Origin of the sequence: Brevibacillus ruminantium, assembly GCF_023746555.1 — a bacterium.
GTDB classification, from domain to species: domain Bacteria; phylum Bacillota; class Bacilli; order Brevibacillales; family Brevibacillaceae; genus Brevibacillus; species Brevibacillus ruminantium.
Window position 1 is genome coordinate 1,231,626 of sequence record NZ_CP098755.1, and the last position, 17,262, is coordinate 1,248,887.

General features: G+C 51.3%; 15 protein-coding genes. 10 read left to right on the forward strand and 5 right to left on the reverse strand.

Annotated elements, in window-relative coordinates:
* The first annotated feature begins 11 nt into the window (after positions 1-11).
* The 4 genes from NDK47_RS06045 to NDK47_RS06060 all read left to right on the forward strand — a co-directional run bounded on the left by NDK47_RS06045 (position 12) and on the right by NDK47_RS06060 (position 4,412).
* Entirely contained in the window at positions 12-1,514 is a 1,503-nt protein-coding gene (locus NDK47_RS06045) for a leucyl aminopeptidase (RefSeq protein ID WP_251873963.1), read from the forward strand.
* 42 nt (positions 1,515-1,556) lie between these two features.
* Positions 1,557-1,994 carry a CoA-binding protein gene (locus NDK47_RS06050; RefSeq protein WP_251873964.1) on the forward strand — a complete coding sequence of 146 codons (438 nt, stop codon included), beginning with the start codon at positions 1,557-1,559 and terminating at the stop codon, positions 1,992-1,994.
* Positions 1,995-2,260: 266 nt separating this feature from the next.
* Positions 2,261-3,607, forward strand: a complete 1,347-nt coding sequence (locus NDK47_RS06055) for an aspartate aminotransferase family protein (protein ID WP_251873965.1) — start codon at positions 2,261-2,263, stop codon at positions 3,605-3,607.
* 208 nt (positions 3,608-3,815) lie between these two features.
* Positions 3,816-4,412 (forward strand): sulfite oxidase-like oxidoreductase, encoded by a 597-nt coding sequence (locus NDK47_RS06060; RefSeq protein ID WP_251873966.1) that lies wholly within the window; start codon positions 3,816-3,818, stop codon positions 4,410-4,412.
* Between the two features lie 226 nt (positions 4,413-4,638).
* On the opposite strand, the gene NDK47_RS06065 is transcribed toward NDK47_RS06060, so the two are convergent.
* Positions 4,639-5,034, reverse strand: a complete 396-nt coding sequence (locus NDK47_RS06065; protein WP_251873967.1) for a hypothetical protein — start codon at positions 5,032-5,034, stop codon at positions 4,639-4,641.
* A 392-nt stretch (positions 5,035-5,426) separates the two neighbouring features.
* Here NDK47_RS06065 and NDK47_RS06070 point away from each other — a divergent pair, with 392 nt between their 5' ends.
* Complete coding sequence (locus NDK47_RS06070; RefSeq protein WP_251873968.1) at positions 5,427-5,894, forward strand: 2-thiouracil desulfurase family protein; 468 nt, start codon at positions 5,427-5,429, stop codon at positions 5,892-5,894.
* A gap of 72 nt (positions 5,895-5,966) precedes the next feature.
* On the opposite strand, the gene NDK47_RS06075 is transcribed toward NDK47_RS06070, so the two are convergent.
* On the reverse strand, positions 5,967-8,588 hold the full coding sequence (locus NDK47_RS06075; protein ID WP_251873969.1) for an SLC13 family permease: 2,622 nt from the start codon (positions 8,586-8,588) through the stop codon (positions 5,967-5,969).
* Positions 8,589-8,754: 166 nt separating this feature from the next.
* Between NDK47_RS06075 and NDK47_RS06080 the strand changes: the two genes are divergently transcribed.
* Entirely contained in the window at positions 8,755-9,357 is a 603-nt protein-coding gene (locus tag NDK47_RS06080; RefSeq protein WP_322112083.1) for a dienelactone hydrolase family protein, read from the forward strand.
* Between the two features lie 161 nt (positions 9,358-9,518).
* Here the strand turns inward: NDK47_RS06080 and NDK47_RS06085 are convergent, their stop codons facing one another.
* The 3 genes from NDK47_RS06085 to NDK47_RS06095 form a co-directional block, all read right to left on the reverse strand.
* Positions 9,519-11,990 (reverse strand): penicillin acylase family protein, encoded by a 2,472-nt coding sequence (locus NDK47_RS06085; RefSeq protein WP_251873970.1) that lies wholly within the window; start codon positions 11,988-11,990, stop codon positions 9,519-9,521.
* A gap of 380 nt (positions 11,991-12,370) precedes the next feature.
* Complete coding sequence (locus NDK47_RS06090) at positions 12,371-12,538, reverse strand: VOC family protein (RefSeq protein WP_251873971.1); 168 nt, start codon at positions 12,536-12,538, stop codon at positions 12,371-12,373.
* A gap of 397 nt (positions 12,539-12,935) precedes the next feature.
* Complete coding sequence (locus NDK47_RS06095; protein WP_251873972.1) at positions 12,936-13,085, reverse strand: VOC family protein; 150 nt, start codon at positions 13,083-13,085, stop codon at positions 12,936-12,938.
* Positions 13,086-13,276: 191 nt separating this feature from the next.
* On the opposite strand from NDK47_RS06095, the gene NDK47_RS06100 reads away from it, so the two are divergent.
* From NDK47_RS06100 to NDK47_RS06115, 4 genes are all read left to right on the forward strand, one after another.
* Positions 13,277-14,197 (forward strand): LysR family transcriptional regulator, encoded by a 921-nt coding sequence (locus tag NDK47_RS06100; protein WP_251873973.1) that lies wholly within the window; start codon positions 13,277-13,279, stop codon positions 14,195-14,197.
* A gap of 228 nt (positions 14,198-14,425) precedes the next feature.
* Positions 14,426-15,781, forward strand: a complete 1,356-nt coding sequence (locus NDK47_RS06105) for an LLM class flavin-dependent oxidoreductase (protein ID WP_251873974.1) — start codon at positions 14,426-14,428, stop codon at positions 15,779-15,781.
* Positions 15,782-15,785: 4 nt separating this feature from the next.
* Positions 15,786-16,571: a methionine ABC transporter ATP-binding protein gene (locus NDK47_RS06110; protein WP_251873975.1), complete on the forward strand. Its 786-nt coding sequence runs from the start codon at positions 15,786-15,788 to the stop codon at positions 16,569-16,571.
* On the forward strand, positions 16,568-17,236 hold the full coding sequence (locus tag NDK47_RS06115) for a methionine ABC transporter permease (RefSeq protein ID WP_251873976.1): 669 nt from the start codon (positions 16,568-16,570) through the stop codon (positions 17,234-17,236). The genes NDK47_RS06110 and NDK47_RS06115 overlap by 4 nt, the downstream gene beginning before the upstream one ends.
* Positions 17,237-17,262: the final 26 nt, after the last annotated feature.

The window sequence follows — 17,262 nt, forward strand, 5'->3', positions numbered from 1 at the left end:
AGGAAGAGTATATGAACGTGACGGTAGAAAAACGTACCGAATGGAAAGACATTGACTGTGATGAATTGATCATCCCGCTCTGGAAGGGGGAAGCGATCGCCGAGGTTTATCCGGAGCTGGATCAATTCTTTGCGGGCAGTCTTGCTGCGATGCAAGAGGAAAAAGAAATCAGCGGCGAAGCCAAGGCTGTGACGGTCATTCATACGATGGGAAAGCTGGCGGCAAAAAAACTGCTGATTGCCGGTATGGGCAGTCCCGAGTCTTTTGATTTTGTTTCTGCACGGGCTTCCTTTGCACGTGCGGCCAAGACTGCGGGGGCGAAAGGAAAAGAAAAAACGGTTGCCATCGATCTGCGTACGGTGGGAAGCTTGGATATGGACCGTTTCTCCCAGGCGGTGACTGAAGCATTTGGTTTGTCAGCCTATCACTATGAAGGGTACCGCCTGAAGCCCAAACGGGAAGCAGCGGCACTCGGCACGGTTCAGCTTCTGGTCGACAGCGATGAAGCGGCAGCCACATCGATGATCGGCGTGATGCGCGGAGAGGCCCTTGTGCAAGGGACCAATCTGGCCCGTACGTTGGTTAATGAACCAGGCAATTACATGACACCGACTGCCCTGAAGGATGCCATCGTGGAAGTTGCCAAGCGCTACGGTATGGAGTATGAAGTGCTGGCACAAGATAAGCTGGTGGAAATGGGCATGGGCGGCGTTTTGTCCGTGGCAAAGGGAAGTGCGGAAGAGCCGTTCGTCGTCGCTGTGAAGTACCAGGGCAAGGAAACCTGGGAGGACGTGATCGGGCTGATCGGGAAAGGGGTAACCTTCGACACGGGGGGAATCTCGATCAAGCCGGTGGCAGGCATGGAGGATATGAAATCGGATATGGGCGGCGCAGCAGCCATGATCGGAGCTTTGGAAGCGTTGGGCCAGCTCAAGCCAAAGGCAAACGTGCTGACCGTGATCGGCTGTGTGGAAAACATGCCGTCTTCCACTGCCTACAAGCCCGGTGATGTGATCACGACCATGAGCGGAAAAACGGTTGAGATCATCACAACCGACGCCGAAGGCAGACTGGTGCTGGCCGACTGTATCACCTATGCGAAGGCAAAAGGCGTTTCATGCCTGGTCGATGCTGCTACCTTGACAGGCGGCATTGTCGTTGCACTCGGCAATTTCTGCTCCGGTGTTATGACCAATAACGATGCTTTGGTTGGCGAGCTTTTGAGTGCTGCCGGCCAGGCGGGCGAGCGACTCTGGCAACTGCCCACTTTTGAGGAATACCGCGAGTTGAACAAAAGCCGCTTCGCTGATCTGAAAAACTCAGGCGGCCGTTATGGCCACGGCATTATCGGCGGCGTCTTTTTGCAAGAGTTTGCGGAGGAAACCCCGTGGGCCCATTTAGATATCGCGGGTACTGCCTATGTTGCCAGCGTCAGTGATTTGCATCCATCAGGCGCGACGGGTGTCATGGTGCGGACCATCGCTCAGTTTGTTTTGAACCGCAGTCAAGTGTAAACACCTTAGATAAAAGGAAAGAAAATAGGGAGGTAATCGTTCATGTTCCACAATCCAAGTGATGAACAGCGCCGTGCATTGCTGCAGGAGGCGAATACGATCGCTGTCGTAGGTCTTTCCAACAAGCCGGACCGCACCAGCTACATGGTGGCCGCAGCCATGCAAAACGCGGGCTACAAGATCATTCCGGTCAATCCGGTGATCGCCGGAGAAACGGTGCTCGGGGAAAAAGCAGTGGCTGCACTCACGGAGATCGAAGAGCCGGTTGATATCGTAAACGTGTTCCGCCGCAGCGAGGACATCCCGCCGGTAGCGGAAGAGACGCTGAAGATGAAGCATAAGCCAAAAGCTTTTTGGCTCCAGCAGGGAATCGCCAACGAGGAAGCGGCTGAGCAGGTATCCCGGCAGGGCATCGAGGTCATCATGGACTTGTGCATCAAAGTAGACCATGCTTTGCTGAGAATCGGCAAGAAATCGTGATATGATAAACCAAATCCGACGTTTTCGCTGTTTGGGCGGGACGTCGGATTTTTTATAGGCATTGACTACCTGCTGATGGTCTGATTACGATGACCCGATCCGGTCCAGACCCATCCCGGAACCCGTGCTAAGGATTTTTGGTTACTCTCTATTCATTATCGGATCGAAAGGGTAATAACAGTGTTAAAAAAGGGAAGTTCTGCACGGCGGCGAATCGAATAGGAAGAAGGCTCATCATTCATGTAATGCGAGGGGGAAGTGTTGAGATGGTACTTCAAACCGTTCTTCAGGAAGCAGAGCAGGAGTATTGCAAGCGCACGGAAAAATCACGCAAGCTGTACGAGGTTGCCCAAAGGGTGATGCCCGGAGGAGATACGCGAACGATTGCGTTTTTTAAGCCCTATCCTTTAACCATGGACAGAGGAAGCGGGCCGAGATTGTACGATGTAGACGGCAATAAGTATTCTGATTTTTTAAATAATTATACCGCGATGATTCACGGACACGCCCACCCGTATATTTTGCGGCATGTAAAAACCGCGCTTGGCCTAGGAACTGCCTATGCCGCTGCGATCGTGGAACAAAGCCAGCTGGCAGCGATACTCTGCAAACGAATTCCCGGTGTGGAACAGGTTCGTTTTTGCAATTCCGGGACGGAAGCGACGATGTTTGCCCTGCGTGCAGCCAGAGCGTTTACCGGCAGACCGGCGATCATCAAAATGGAGGGCGGCTACCACGGAACGCATGATGCCGTAGAATTCTCGATTGCGCCGGGGAATGCGAGGGACAAAAATCATCTCGCGTGGGCGCCGATTCCCGATACCCGGGGAGTCCCGGAGAGTGTAGCACGTGATGTCTATATCGCTCCCTTTAACGATGCAGGAGCGGTCGAAGAGATTTTACAGCAAAAAGGGGAGGAGATCGCAGCTATTTTGGTAGAGCCGGTAATGGGTGTGGCTGGCGTGATTCCTCCGCAGCCCGGTTATTTGCAGGAATTGCGGCGGCTTGCCGATCAGTACGGTATTCTCCTGATCTTTGATGAAGTTCAGACCTATCGCCTGGATACGGGAGGGGCGCAGCGCCGATTTGGAGTTACCCCGGACCTGACGGCGATTGGCAAGATCATTGGCGGCGGTTTTCCGGTAGGAGCTTTTGGAGGGCGCTCCGACGTCATGGCGTTGTTTGACCCGCGTCAATCCGGCTGTCTTTCCCAAAGCGGTACGTTCAATGGAAATCGGGCAACGATGGTCGCAGGGATCGCCTCCATGGAGCTGCTGAACGAGCAGGCCATCACACGCTTGGAAGAGCTGGGGCTTCGGCTGGAGACAGGGATGGTATCGGCAATTCGGCGGTATGCGCTTCCCGCTTCGGTGACTCGGGTAGGCTCCATGCTCAATCTGCATTTTACCGAGCATCCCCCCGCAGATTACACCAGTACGATTAGCCCTCATAAAGGACTGTCCAAGGTGGTGCATCTGGAGCTTTTGAATCGCGGAATTTTCACAGCTCCGCGCGGGATGTGGAATCTTTCCACGGTGATGGAGGAAGCAGATATTGATCAGGCGATCGACGCCTTTACGGATGTGATGAGCAAAATTTCTCGCTTCGTGTAAGGAAAGGGAGCCGTCCGGTGTCAGCAGGTAGGATTGTATGTGCACTCTAGCGGCGGGCGAGGGTTTTCCCGTTCGCCGGATCATGGTAGGATAGAGCTGAAACGTATGATGAACCGGTCCCTGCCGAATAATAGGGAAGAAGACTGACAGGACAGCGATCCAGGCTTCCGTCAACGGCTGGGCATGGATGGATAAAGGAGCGGAGAACATGAGTGTTGGGCAATCCACAGAGCAGACAAAGGATCGGGTTCCTCCGAATCAGAAGGTAACCACTGGCTTTCCCGTCCTGCATTACGGCGAAGTTCCTACATACACCGATCTTGCTACCCAATGGAGCTTCCGCATTTTTGGTCTGGTTGAAGAAGAAATGACGTTGTCCTATGAGCAGATCATGGCTCTGCCCAAAGGGAACACGACCAATGACATTCACTGCGTAACAGGCTGGAGCAAGCTGGATAACGTCTGGGAAGGAATCCCCGTGGAAGAGATTGTGAAGCTGGTGAAAATCAAGCCGGAAGCCAAATACGTCATGCTGCACGCGGAGCATGGCTGGACGGCCAATATGCCGCTGAGCGATTTTCTGACACCGGGCAATCTTTTCGCGAGCAAACATAACGGCGAGGAACTGACGCCGGATCACGGCTGGCCGCTGCGCTTTGTCATTCCCCACCTCTATTTCTGGAAAAGCGCCAAGTGGGTGCGGGGGATTGAGTTTTTGGAGAAAGATAAGCAGGGTTTCTGGGAAAAGAACGGCTATCATATGTACGGGAGTCCCTGGAAGGAACAGAGGTTTGCATGGGATTAACCCCAAGGGAAGAGGCGGGAAACCGTCTCTTTTTGTTTTTAACAATTTGCTTGTGAGTTCTGCCGAAAATTTACATAATGCCCCCAGGCAGCCCCAACGTGCGTTTGGCCTTACGAGTGTTTTCTTGCGGAAAAAGGGAGCTATGGCCCTTGCAAGTTCTTTCAATCCTGCTGAATCTTCTAATTGTTGTAATCCGCATTTCGTTGGCTAATCCCCGTTAGACAGTTTATTCTTCGACTACTTTTCTAATAAGAACTTTCCATTCACCATTAATTTTTTTTACTCTCATGGTTTTCTTTTGTTCAACATTCTTATAGTTCATCATGAACTGAATTTCTGCCAGGTCCTTATTTTTATAATTAATTTCTTTTATTTTATAGTCAATTAGGCCTCCGCTTTTTATTGAATCGAAAAATTTCTCCCTTTCTGGATATTGTCCAGGGTTGCTTTTATCAATCAAGTTATAAGCTTGTTCTGCTTGTCCTGTCTTAACCATTTCTAAGTATTTATCAAGGGTTCCTTCTGCTGAGGCGTGCCATCCAAAATAATTGAAATAAACAAACACTGCGGAAATGATTATACCAATGCTTATTGTGTATTTCAGAAACTTTCGTTTTTTCACAAAATACCACCTTCTAATTATACCTTGTTGTGTGTTATAAAGTGATTATACCATAAAATTCCCAAAAATTAGGGAATTTAGAGAATGACATTGAGCGCAAAAATAAAAACTTTGATTGATTTCAATCCACCATTTCCGCGTTGGAAACCAAATCCTCCTTGGGAATTATCGGCTGTTTATTGCTGCCGAGCGTTATAAATCTTGGTTGACTCCGCTTTGAACCACTTTACTTGCTTCCTTTTTCCATAGGTGGGGGAGCCATACGTGAGGAAAAGCGCCTCTCTGTTTCATCCTTTATTACGATCACGCTTCTTTTTTTACATTGCAAACCGAGATCATAACAGTCAAAATGAAAAACAAACAGCATGGGCGGAAAGAACGGGAGGATATCAGTGATACTAGTTAGTGCATGTTTGGCAGGCTTGGATGTACGGTATGACGGCAATAACTGCTTGAATCAAAGGATTCAACAACTTGTCGGTGAGGGAAAGGCCGTTTCGGTATGTCCGGAAGTGCTCGGCGGTTTTTCTACGCCTCGGGAACCGGCTGAAATCAGCGGGGGAACGGGCGAGGATGTGTTGGACGGTAAAGCAAAAGTGATCGACAAGTCAGGGCAAGATGTCACCGAGCTGTACTTGCAAGGGGCAAAGTTGACGTTGGAGAAAGCGCGCGAGCTGAACGCAAGTCTGGTGATCCTAAAAGAGTACAGTCCATCTTGCGGCAGTGCCATGATCTATAACGGAGAATTTTCGGGTGAGAAAATAGCCGGGCACGGGGTGACGGCAGCCTTGCTGAAAAGAAATGGGATTCGCGTCATGTCTGACGAACAATTTCTGTCGTCAGGCGATGAGCCCTTGTGAAAAAGAAAAAGCTGTCTCTCTGGTCGATAGTGCCAGGAAGACAGCTTTTTTGTTGCTCACGTACATTCGGTATTACTGGATCAAACCGATCCATTGCCAATACGGGACGCTCACAATAACCGCCAGCAGCAGCGCAACTGCATACGCAAGCGCAATTTGTTGGCCTTGCCGATGGCTAAAAGATTTGCCTTCGGAGCTGTAATAGGCGGTTAGATAGGTGGGGGATTGATAGGTGAAAAAGAAGGGGTCCGTCGCCAGCAAGATGACAAAGACAAAAATCCAGGGATGGATACCCGCTTGTTTCGCGAGTGGAAGCAGCGCTGTGACGAGCAGGATGACGGCTGGGTCGTCACGGATGACCAATGTGACAAGAAAAGAAACCAGAATGACGATCGACAGCAGCAGTGCTGGACTAGACAGAAACCCTGCAAGCTTCGCTCCAAGAAACGAAGAGAGTGCATGCGCGATTCCCAGTTCATCTGCTACCGACGCGAAGCTGAAGGCGACACCCAGGAAAAGCAGGAATGTCCAGTCAATGCCGGTCGAAATCGTTTGGCGATCCAGCGCACCGCTGATGATCAGAACGACAAAACCCAGCAGCATCACCCATGCGCTGTCTATTCCGTGCAAGGGCTGGAGGATTAACAGACCAATACTGCTGAGCGTCGTCGAGACCGCAATTCGCTCGTTTCTCGTCCACGGTCCGAGCAGACGAAGCTGCTCCTCCAAAACTTCATCGGAGATGGGTCTTACCTGACGCACGTCCCGAAACATGAAATGAAGGATAATGAGAATTACGGCCGCAAAGATGAGGAATGCCGGAAGCGCGTAAACAAACCATTGCAGCCAATTGACGGGTTCGGCCAGGGAAGCAAGTCCGTATGCCATCATATTCGTATAGGAGCCAGTTAAGACAAAAGGGGCAGTGAAACCGTAAAAAATCATCGCTGCCAGCCCTAGGCCCGCCGAGCCGCGGCTATTGTTGGCAAAGCCCATTGATTCGGACAGGGTGCGGGCAAGCGGGACCCCGAGTGAAACCTTGGCAGAAGAGGAGGGAATCAGCGGATTGAGCAGAAATCCACCGGCGACTACCCCCCAGAGCTGTCCTTTGTAGTGTCGCGGGAAGTGTTTCAATGCGTTCAGTGACACCCGAAACAAGATCCCGGAGCGGGTAATCACGGCGATAAAAGCCATGATAAAAATCATATACAGCCAGGTCGTGGAGGCGAATCCGGAGAGCGCTACTTCAGGCGACACCAGCCCCCCTAATACCCACGCCATCACCATGCCTAATCCGACCAGATAATCGGGGATTATATTGACAATCCAGAGGACGACCGCCGCAATCCCGATCCCGATAAAATCCATGCCGGCTCTGGACAAACCTCCGAAGGGTTCCATCACGTGAAAGCTCCATAAGCTGACCACGACCAAGATTGCTGCGATCCAGCCGCCAAGTCGGCTGCGGTGGAACAGACCAGCAGCACTGTCTGCCAGTCTGCGGCTTTGCCGGAGTGCCAGCTGTTGTTTTGCCAGATCGTACTCCTGGCTTCCACCGTTCCAGGCAAATGTGCTGCGCGATTGCTTGGCTTCTGCCAGCGTCAAGTACTCCATGGCTTGCTGATGCTTGTGTAGCTGGGCGTACAGCTCTGCAGCCCACTTGTAAGTCGCGATCCACTGTTGGTCCGAATAGTCCTCTGCATGGTCGCTCCAGGCGCGATCCAATAGCACAAGTCCCTGCTCGGGGCGCGTCATCGCTCCTCCGTAAACGAAAAAACCAGTGAGCAGTTCAAAATCGCCTGCAACCAGCTCCGGTGGAAAGGCGGAGAGAAGCGAAAAGAGTTGTTTTTTCCCTTCGTCATCCAGAGTGGGGATCACGCGCACGAGCAGCTCGAGCGACTCAGCCCAACGTTCGCCATGAGCCAAAAGCTCGATAGCTGCTTCCCACTCATGGGTTGTTTCATAATAAGCGAGCATCTCAGCAGTCCAGCACCGCTTTTCTTCATGCCCGAATTGCATCGTAGCCATTTCAGCAATCACTCGGCGAGCATCGGGCATAAGTGTGAACCAGCCCGGTTTGTCATCCAGCCTTGTCAGATAGCGGCCCAGTGGCGTCCCCTGTTGCAGGATTTGATCAAGCGGTACACCGAAGCGGCTCTCCGCAAGGCTTAGAGAAATCCGCGGAAATTCAGAACTCCACAGCAATAGCTGGCGAAGCGGTAGGGGGAATGCCTCTAGCTCTGCTGCCATCGACTGGAAATTCACTTCCTTATTTGCCTGAAGCTGTTCATTTGTTGTCGTCAGCCGTTTGGACAGCAATCTGATAAAATACCCGGAGATGGATGGCTGTTCAACTAAAAGCTGTTCAAACGTCTCTCGATCGATGATATATAGTTCGGCATCCGTCGCTGCAACGGCAGTAGCAGACCGGACTTCGCGGGTGAGCATGGCCATTTCCCCTAGCGTATCCCCTTCGCCAAGGACAGAGATTAACTGAGCGCTCCCTCCTCCGGGAGCCTCTACGAAAAGCTCCAGCTTACCGCTTTTTATCAGAAAAAGTTTGTCGCCGGGATCGCCCTGGCGGAACAACACGGTCCCTATCGCAGCGGTCTGTTGTTCCAGCTTGCCGAGCAGCTTGGCCAATTCCATATTGGACAACTGTTTGAACATGCCAATCTTTTGTAACGTGGTCATTGTACGCCTCCAGCTCCCTACGAGCATACCCAGGACTCTTTACTCTACGTATCATTTTACATACTGATTTAAATTATAGGATGATTCACACCATTCAGCCAGTAATTCCTATGATCTTCGACCCAGAACAAGCCAAATTGATTTATGATGAGAGGAGAGAGGATGGATGCAGAACGTGATACACATCGAGCAAAACGCGAAAACTTTGATCCTGGTCGTCCATGAAATCTATGGAATCAATGAGCAGATGAAAATGATCTGTACGTCCCTCGCCGGAAGGGGCTTTGATGTCATGTGTCCCAATCTGCTGCAACACAAGACAGCCTTTGATTACGCGCAAGAGGAAATTGCCTATCGTCATTTTAGAGAAGAAGTCGGCTTCGAGAAGGCAGCGCAGTTCATCAAAAGCTGTGTCAGGGAGCAGCGTGCCCGATATTCCAGCATCTATCTTGTCGGTTTCAGCGTTGGAGCCACAATCGCCTGGCTGTGCAGTGGGGAAGAGGGGATAAAAGGAGTAGTCGGATTTTATGGTTCACGCATTCGGGACTATGCAGGCATCACTCCGAGCTGCTCGGTCTTGCTTTTCTTCCCCGAAGAGGAACCTTTTTTTTCAGTAGACGAGTTGATAGCCCAGCTAAAGGAAAAAGAGATTGAACTCTACCAGTTGCCTGGACAGCATGGCTTTGCCGATCCCTATTCAAAGAAATACCGTGAAGAGTCTGCCAAGATCGCTTTTCAGAAGATGGATGCCATTTTCCTTCCAGATTGACAGGACTTCGTTAGAACAAGCAAAAGGGCTGCCATGTGATGGGCAGCCCTCGCCTGGATGTATTCACTCAGCTTCGTATAAGATCAAGAGCGTTTTGGAAATGCTTTGGCAAATCTTGCTCCGTTTGGAGTCAACAAATCATGCTCCTTATGGAATCAAACCTAGTATTGAAGCACTTCTTTGGATTCCAGATGTTTTTCTACTTCCTCCCGCGTCAGCCATGTCCGCTTTTTGCCAAAATCCTCATACATGCCGAGTTGGTCATCGTAGTGTTTGTTCTTCGTGCCGTCTGGAGCGACAAATCCGCTTTGCCCAGGGGCGGTGACTTCATATCCAATAATCTCTCCGGTTTTGGTAAAGACGATCAGGTTATTTTCCGTACCCCGGTTCATCGCCTGATGATTGTACACTTTTTCGTCCGGGTTTGCCTGCGGAATGCCTTTGTAGTTCTTATCCTGGAAGGTGATGGGAACGACTGGCTTGAGCCATTGATTCATATCGGGGCCATACGCTTCCTTCAATTGCTTCACGGTATCCTCCAGTGCTTCGCGAACGACCTGGCTGGCAGCTTTTCCGTTAAAGAAATCATAGGTTTGAGGCACACCCGCTTTCTCTCCCAAGAGGGCGTTGTATACCACTTTTGTCCCCTGTTGAATGTTCGTACTGTTCACGGAGTAGGCTTTGGCGTTCGGATAGCCAGGCGATTTGAACAGTTCAAAATACTCGCTTGGCAGATCATCCGCCAGGGTGCGCGTGATCATATTGGTCAGCCAGGTTTCCATGATCAGGGAACCAGGACTGTCATACTTGTTGTCTTTGTTCGCATCGTTGGACTGCGTGTTCCATTTTTCCACCAGCTTGGCCGCTTTTGCCAATTCATCATGCCCTGGCAAGCCTTTGGTGGCCTCTTTGAGATAAGGCAGGAAGAACTTCGCATTTACATCTACATAGGAAGACTTGCGAATCAAATCCCACATGTCATCCGGGGATAGCTTTTGCTTTTCGGTGATCAGTGAATCAAGCACATGGACCCTGTCTGCCGCTCCCCAGGAGAAGGAGTACATGTCGGGGCTCGGATAGTTTTTTGCAGGACTGTTGTTCCAGTTTACGATGTAGCCTTGTTTTGGATTGAGTACCTGCGGGTTGGCATTAGCCGGATATACGCCCTTCCAGTCCATGGAGCCGGTGCCCGGAGTGGGGAGACGCACATCCTGCTGTTCGTTTCGTTGCGGTTGTTTGCCAGCGAAGTAGTAGGCGATGTTCCCCTCTTTATCGCCATAGTACATGCTGATGGAGATGGCCATCCGCTCCGCTTGCTTGCTCCATTCATCATAGTTGCTGGCCTGCGTCGTGCCGATCCAGCCGAAGAGGGAGTCAAGCTCGTACCCATCCCAGGAGCGTTTGCGGGAGTAGGCGATGTTTTTCTCCTTGTCCGTCTGCATCACGATACCGTGGACGGTGCGGGACATTTCCATGCTGACGGGCTCTTTTCCTTTTACGGCAATGGTTTCGGTATACGTTTCCATCGGAACGTACTTGCCGTTGTACTCGTACTGGGTCGGATTGGCGGGATTCAGTTTTTCTTCAAAGGTATCGACCGTATCGCCAAATCCAGCGGTGGCTCCCCAACCGATTTTGTCATTGTGACCGAACAGGATGATCGGCGCTGCCATGGGAGCATTTCCCACCACATTAAATCCGGCGCCATGCAAGCCAACCGAGTAGACGTAGCTCGGATTGGTATGGACAAATTGCGGCCCGTTCACAATGATAGCGTTTGCATTTTCCGCCTTCTTTTTCCCCACGATCATCATGTTGCTCATGGACCGGAATGCGGTGGTGGGGAGCAGCTCGTTGGTATTCACTGAGGCTTGCTGCAAGCTGGCCGCAGTGGCGCTAAGTGTATCGAGAGAAGGCAGCGCTGCCGCTTTCAGTGACTCCGTTTTCTTGTTCCAGTCGAATTCGTCCCCGGAGATCACTGTAGGCGCTTTGCTGTCATGGATAAAATTCAACTGATTGAAGATCTGCATGCCTTTATCTTTGCCGTGCTTTGCCTGTAGCGCTTGCAGCATGGCCAGATTTTCAATCTCGGTCGTACGGTCGCTAAACTGGACAACCATCGAGCCGTAGTAAATCTTGATCACATCCATGGCGGTCCATTCTTCTGGCTCGAAGCCAAAGTCGATAAATTGCTTGGGCATCAGCTTGTTTGGTTGCGCTTTCACTTTTTCGATCCAGGCATTCATCCCTGCTGCGTACCCGTCGAGTATGGCTTTGTCCTCTTTGGAGAGGGCGTCGTATTGCTTTTGCAGGGAGGGCTCCCAGTAGGTGGCGCGAACAGCTTTGTCATGTTCGAGAAAAGAATCGCCAAGAACCTCGGATACTCTGCCGGAAAAGGTGCGTTTCGCCATTTCCATCTCAAACAAGCGGTCCTGGCCAAGCGCAAAGCCATAGCCGTAATACAGTCCAAACCGATCATTGGCGTATACGTGTGGAACACCGTAAGTATCCCTCAGAATCTCAACATGACGTTTGGCGCCCTCTGCAAAGGCTGACAAGGATAGACCGGATAATGCGGTAAGCAAAGCCGTACCTGCCAGAACTGCTTTTCCCCACTTCTTTTTTAGTCTCATGATCGTACCGACTCCTCTCTGGTTGTAATGACGTTTTTTTGTATGACGTAATTTAAGCGCAATAATAACATATTGTTATATTTCGTGTATACGAAAAATTTTGAATTTTCTTCAGTAAACTTTTTTCGAATAGAAACCTAAGCACATTGAAACAGGCTGCCAACCTATAGCAGCCTGTTTCTGTGAATCTACAAATAAATTCTACTCACCCGAACGAAGATGCTCGTAGTAAGCCACAGCAAATGGACTGGCGGCCGCCTATGAGGCAGCATCCCGGGGGCAGATATTGTCGTCGTGGAGGAGTATTGGGAGCTTGGAGGCAAGGTACAGTCTGAAACGATTTTCCGCATAAGGATTTATTCAGCGCGGTTCGTTTGGCACTAATACTCGCACACTTCCAAACAATTTCCGTCGAGATCGTAGAAAGCAAAGTACTTAGCGCCATACTGCTTGATTTCCTCTACTTCTACGCCGTGAGAGCGCAGGTGGTTGTATGCTTCCTCTGTGCTCGGAACATAGAAGTTGAAAGCGGAACGTCTTGGCTTCAAAATACTTTTCTTCATCCGTAAGAAAAAGGGTGATGGATGTGTCGGTGAACTACTCTCCACTTAGGCTAACGCCTTGAAGTGGGAGCTTCTCAAATCCACGACGAAAGTAACCTTTCGTCTCCTCGAGCGTTACTTCGGGTAGTCCCTACCCTAGATGTCCGACGTTTCGGAGTTCTTTTGTTACCTTGGATATTTTACGCATGGAAGGATAAGCTTGGTTTTCGCATTTTGTTTCTCCATGCAACCCCATATATCCAGTTATCAAAGAACATCATAAGTAGAATTTACCAAAGTGTCGGACAACTGAACAGGCAAAAGCCTGTCCTTGTCCAAAGTCGATTCATCCCCCACTTACAACCAAACGCTGTAAGGTTTTAGAAGTGGGAGACTTCTCGACCTATAAGTTAAACGTTACGGATTGGTACTCTCCCTTTTCACTTTTCCAGCCAGCCTTTCCTCCCAGGATGTTCACGTACCATTGCAGGGCTTTCTCGATGTTGCGGGTAGGGACAAACACAGTGTCAATGCGTTGAAACAAACCAGACATCAGCAAGCACTCCTTTTTCGAGAAGCTTTTTCCTCAAGTGTTTTCGTCACCGCTCGCATAAATCCTCTCCCTCGCTCGCGTATTGACAAAAGAAGGAACTTTGGAAATAATTTGGTTGGCAACAGAACAACAGGCATAATCTCTTTCTCAGGGATTATGCTTTTTTCGTACTCTGCAAAGGAGTGGGTAGGATGAATATTGAGAACATCGAAGCTTTTGTCTACGTGGTACACTTCAACAGCTTCAACAAAGCAGCAGATGCCTTGTTTTTGTCACAGCCCTCCATCACCGCGCGAATCCAGTCGCTGGAACGTGAACTGGATGTGAAGCTGTTCCTGCGGGAAGGGCGAAACTTCACACTGACCGAGAAAGGAAAAGAATTTCTCCCGTACGCCCAGCAAATTCTCCAGTCGTACAAAAAGGGGAAGCAGCAGCTTCGAAAAAAGCAGGCCAGCCTGCATGAGATCAAGATTGGCTGCACCCTCTCTGCTGCCCACTATATGATTCCGGAGATATTGCCCCGGCTGAAGATGAAGTATCCCGATATGCTGATCAAGCTGACCACGGCCTCCTCCGAAGAGATTCTGGAAAAAGTGCTGCAGGAAGAAATCGATCTGGGGCTGGTGCGAAATATCGGTCACCCAATGGTCGATTCGGTCACGTTTTACGATGATCCGATCCGGCTTTATGTGCACCGGGAGCATCCGTTCATTCATCAGCCTCCGCGTTCTACCGAGGAGGTGGGCGGGCAATCCCTCGTGTTCTTTGAATGTGGCTCGTTCGACTGGATCAAGGTGCATCGTCTTTTTGAAACACTCAACCGTCCACCCGACATTCATTTGTACATCGATAACCTGGAGACAGCCAAAAAATGCATCGTGAAAGGCTTGGGCATTGGGTTTCTGCCTGCCCTCAGTGCGCGGCAGGAGGTGAAGGACGGGCTGTTGTTTCCGATCCAGCTGCCGTCTATGGCTCTGTTATCTCTGCGGACGAATCTGATTTCCCTGAAAGGGGAAGGAACCCGCATCCGGCAAGCATTTCTTGAGGTGATTGAATGGGCGGATTTCGCGACAGATTTTGGATTGAATTCTTCTATCGATCAATCGAAATAACTGATTGGGCAGCGCATTGACTGTCGAAGGCAAAGGTGATAAAGTTTTGTAAACATTAATCCGAGTAAATAGGTAAGATTAATAAAAATACGTACTGGCGACAGAAGGGAGAGCAGAGTGATGCAGTAAAACAAGTGCAGCATCCGCAGAGAAAGAAAAAGCGGACTCGTGCTGCATAAAAACCGATTAATCGCATGCGAAAAGTATTTATTTCAGGAGGTATGCTCCATGACCCGCAGCAGACAGATCAAATTAGCTGCTTATCTGGTAGGGACAGGAATGCACGTCGCTTCCTGGCGGCACCCTGCCGCACAGGCAAATGCCAGCATCGATATTGATTACTACAAAAGGCTGGCGCAGCTCTCCGAGCGTGGAAAGTTCGACATGGTGTTTATCGCAGACAGCTTGGGGATCAATGAAGAGTCGCACCCCAATATCCTCAGCCGCTTTGAACCAATTACGCTGATCACGGCCCTGGCGGGTGCCACCTCAAAAATCGGCGTGGTGGCGACAGCCTCTACCTCCTATATCGAGCCGTACAACCTCGCGCGGCTGCTGCTCTCTGCGGACATTATCAGCAAGGGCAGAGTAGGCTGGAACATCGTCACCACCCGGGATCTGTCAGGAAATACGGCGCAGAATTTCGGACGTGAGGAGCATTTTGACCATACGCTCCGTTACCAGCGGGCAGCGGAGTTCGTGGAAGTGATCAAAGGGCTGTGGGACTCGTGGGAGGAGGACGCCTTTATCCGGGACAAAGCGAGCGGACAGTTTTTTGACCGCAGCAAGCTGCATCGGATCAACCACCAAGGGCCGTTTTTCTCGGTAAAAGGGCCGCTGAATATCGGCCGCTCGCCGCAGGGCTATCCGGTATTGGTCCAGGCTGGCTCATCGGAGTCGGGCCAGAATTTTGCAGCGAGTACAGCAGAGGTGATTTTCTCGATCAAATACAAGCTCGAGGATGCCCAGGCGTTTTACCGTTCCTTCAAAGGCAAAGCGCACGCAGCGGGCCGTTCGCCTGACGATCTGTATATTTTGCAGGGCATTTCGCCGATTATCGGGGAGACGGAGGAAGAGGCGCGGGAGATCCAGCGGCAGCTTGATTCCCTGATCACGGAAGAAACGGGACTGGGCTTTCTGTCCGACTATTTCAAGGGCATCAATTTTAGCCAGGCAACGCTGGAGACGAGAGCGGCGGAGCTGGGACTGGACCGCTTGCCGGAAACCAAAGCCGATTATCGAAAGCATCAGCCGGTCATCGCCAGGGAAAACCCTACTCTGCGCGAGCTGTACTCTCTCTTAACCGGTTCCCATACGCATGACGGTCTGGTCGGCCCCCCGGAAAAAATTGCTGACACCCTGGAGAGGTGGTTCACGGAGCGTGCCGCTGACGGCTTTATGCTGATGGCGCCGCTGCTCCCGGATGTGCTGGAGCGGTTCGTCGAGCATGTCGTCCCCATCCTGCAGCGCAAAGGATTGTTCCGCACGGAGTATGACAGTGATACCCTTCGTGGACATTTTGGCTTGCCCATTCCCGCAAACCGCTTCGCGACTCCGCCTGCACTTCCGCTGAATGGACGGTGAAGAGATGATCGCGATTCGCAACCTCAGCAAGACGTATCAAACCCCAAAGGGGAGGGTCACGGCGCTGGAGGATATCAACCTGGACATTGAAAAAGGAGACATTTTCGGAATTATCGGATTTAGCGGGGCGGGAAAGTCAACGCTGATCCGTTGCCTCAATCGTTTGGAGGAGCCAGATACCGGCAGCATCGAGATCGAGGGCAGGCTGATCACGCAGTGCAGTCAGAGCGAATTGCAGCTGGCGCGGCGAAAAATCGGGATGATTTTTCAGCAATTCAATCTGCTCGATTCGAAAACCGTTTTTCAAAACGTGGCGTTTCCGCTGAAGGTGGCGGGACATCCCAGCGACTATATTCAGCGGCGGGTCAGGGAGATTCTCGAGCTGGTGCAGCTGAGCGACAAAGAACGGGCATATCCCTTTCAACTCAGCGGCGGGCAAAAGCAGCGAGTGGGCATCGCCAGAGCGCTGGTCAATGAACCTGACGTCTTGCTCAGCGACGAGGCTACTTCTGCCCTCGATCCGCAAACGACCTACTCGATCCTGGAGCTTTTAAAGGAAATCAATCAACAACTGAATCTGACGATCGTTCTGATCACACATGAGCTGGACGTGCTGCAGCATATCTGCCGCAACATGGCGGTGATCGAGCGGGGCCGGATCGTAGAAACAGGACCGGTCGACAAGTTCTTTCTCAATCCCGAGAGCGACACCGCCAGACGCTTTGTCAAGATCATCGAATACTACCGGGACCAGCGGATGGTTATGGAAGGTTTGGGGGCGGGGATATGAGAGACGATTTGCTTGAGCTGTTGTGGAAGGGACTTCTGGAAACGCTGTACATGGTTTTCTGGTCCTCGCTGTTCGCCCTCTTGCTCGGGCTGGCGCTGGGGGTGACGCTGGTGGTCACGGAAAAAGGCGGGCTCCTGCAAGCGCCCCGGCTGCACAAGGTGATCAGCACCGTGATCAACAGTGTCCGCTCGCTTCCTTTTATCATCCTGATCGTCCTTTTACTGCCGCTCTCCCGCTGGGTCGTGGGGACGACACTGGGGCCGACTGCCGCGATCGTCTCGCTGTCCATCGGGGCCGCTCCGTTCCTCGGACGCATTATTGAGAACACGCTGAAAGAGGTAAGCCCCGGCAAAATCGAAGCGGCCAAATCAATCGGGGCACCGCCGTTTACGATTATCTTTCAGGTTTTGATTCCAGAGGCACTGCCGGCGCTGGTTCGGGGCATGACGATCGGGATCATCGGCATCGTCGAGTTTACGGCCATTGCCGGAGCGATTGGGGCGGGCGGGCTTGGCAGTCTGGCGATCCGCTTTGGCTATCAGCGGTTTCGCGAGGATGTCCTGTTTTCCACTGTCATCCTGATCATCGTGCTGGTTCAGGTGATCCAATGGACCGGTGACTACATCGCCGGACAGATCAACAAAAAGCGCTACAAATATGAGTGAGGCCATAAAAACAGAAATGGGAGTGT

What these genes read in the sequence shown, in the direction of transcription:
- NDK47_RS06045 (WP_251873963.1), top strand. Translation starts at nt 12, where the DNA reads ATGAACGTGACGGTAGAAAAACGTACCGAATGGAAAGACATTGACTGT.
- NDK47_RS06050 (WP_251873964.1), top strand. Translation starts at nt 1,557, where the DNA reads ATGTTCCACAATCCAAGTGATGAACAGCGCCGTGCATTGCTGCAGGAG.
- NDK47_RS06055 (WP_251873965.1), top strand. Translation starts at nt 2,261, where the DNA reads ATGGTACTTCAAACCGTTCTTCAGGAAGCAGAGCAGGAGTATTGCAAG.
- NDK47_RS06060 (WP_251873966.1), top strand. Translation starts at nt 3,816, where the DNA reads ATGAGTGTTGGGCAATCCACAGAGCAGACAAAGGATCGGGTTCCTCCG.
- NDK47_RS06075 (WP_251873969.1), bottom strand. Translation starts at nt 8,588, where the DNA reads ATGACCACGTTACAAAAGATTGGCATGTTCAAACAGTTGTCCAATATG.
- NDK47_RS06080 (WP_322112083.1), top strand. Translation starts at nt 8,755, where the DNA reads ATGCAGAACGTGATACACATCGAGCAAAACGCGAAAACTTTGATCCTG.
- NDK47_RS06085 (WP_251873970.1), bottom strand. Translation starts at nt 11,990, where the DNA reads ATGAGACTAAAAAAGAAGTGGGGAAAAGCAGTTCTGGCAGGTACGGCT.
- NDK47_RS06095 (WP_251873972.1), bottom strand. Translation starts at nt 13,085, where the DNA reads ATGTCTGGTTTGTTTCAACGCATTGACACTGTGTTTGTCCCTACCCGC.
- NDK47_RS06100 (WP_251873973.1), top strand. Translation starts at nt 13,277, where the DNA reads ATGAATATTGAGAACATCGAAGCTTTTGTCTACGTGGTACACTTCAAC.
- NDK47_RS06105 (WP_251873974.1), top strand. Translation starts at nt 14,426, where the DNA reads ATGACCCGCAGCAGACAGATCAAATTAGCTGCTTATCTGGTAGGGACA.
- NDK47_RS06110 (WP_251873975.1), top strand. Translation starts at nt 15,786, where the DNA reads ATGATCGCGATTCGCAACCTCAGCAAGACGTATCAAACCCCAAAGGGG.
- NDK47_RS06115 (WP_251873976.1), top strand. Translation starts at nt 16,568, where the DNA reads ATGAGAGACGATTTGCTTGAGCTGTTGTGGAAGGGACTTCTGGAAACG.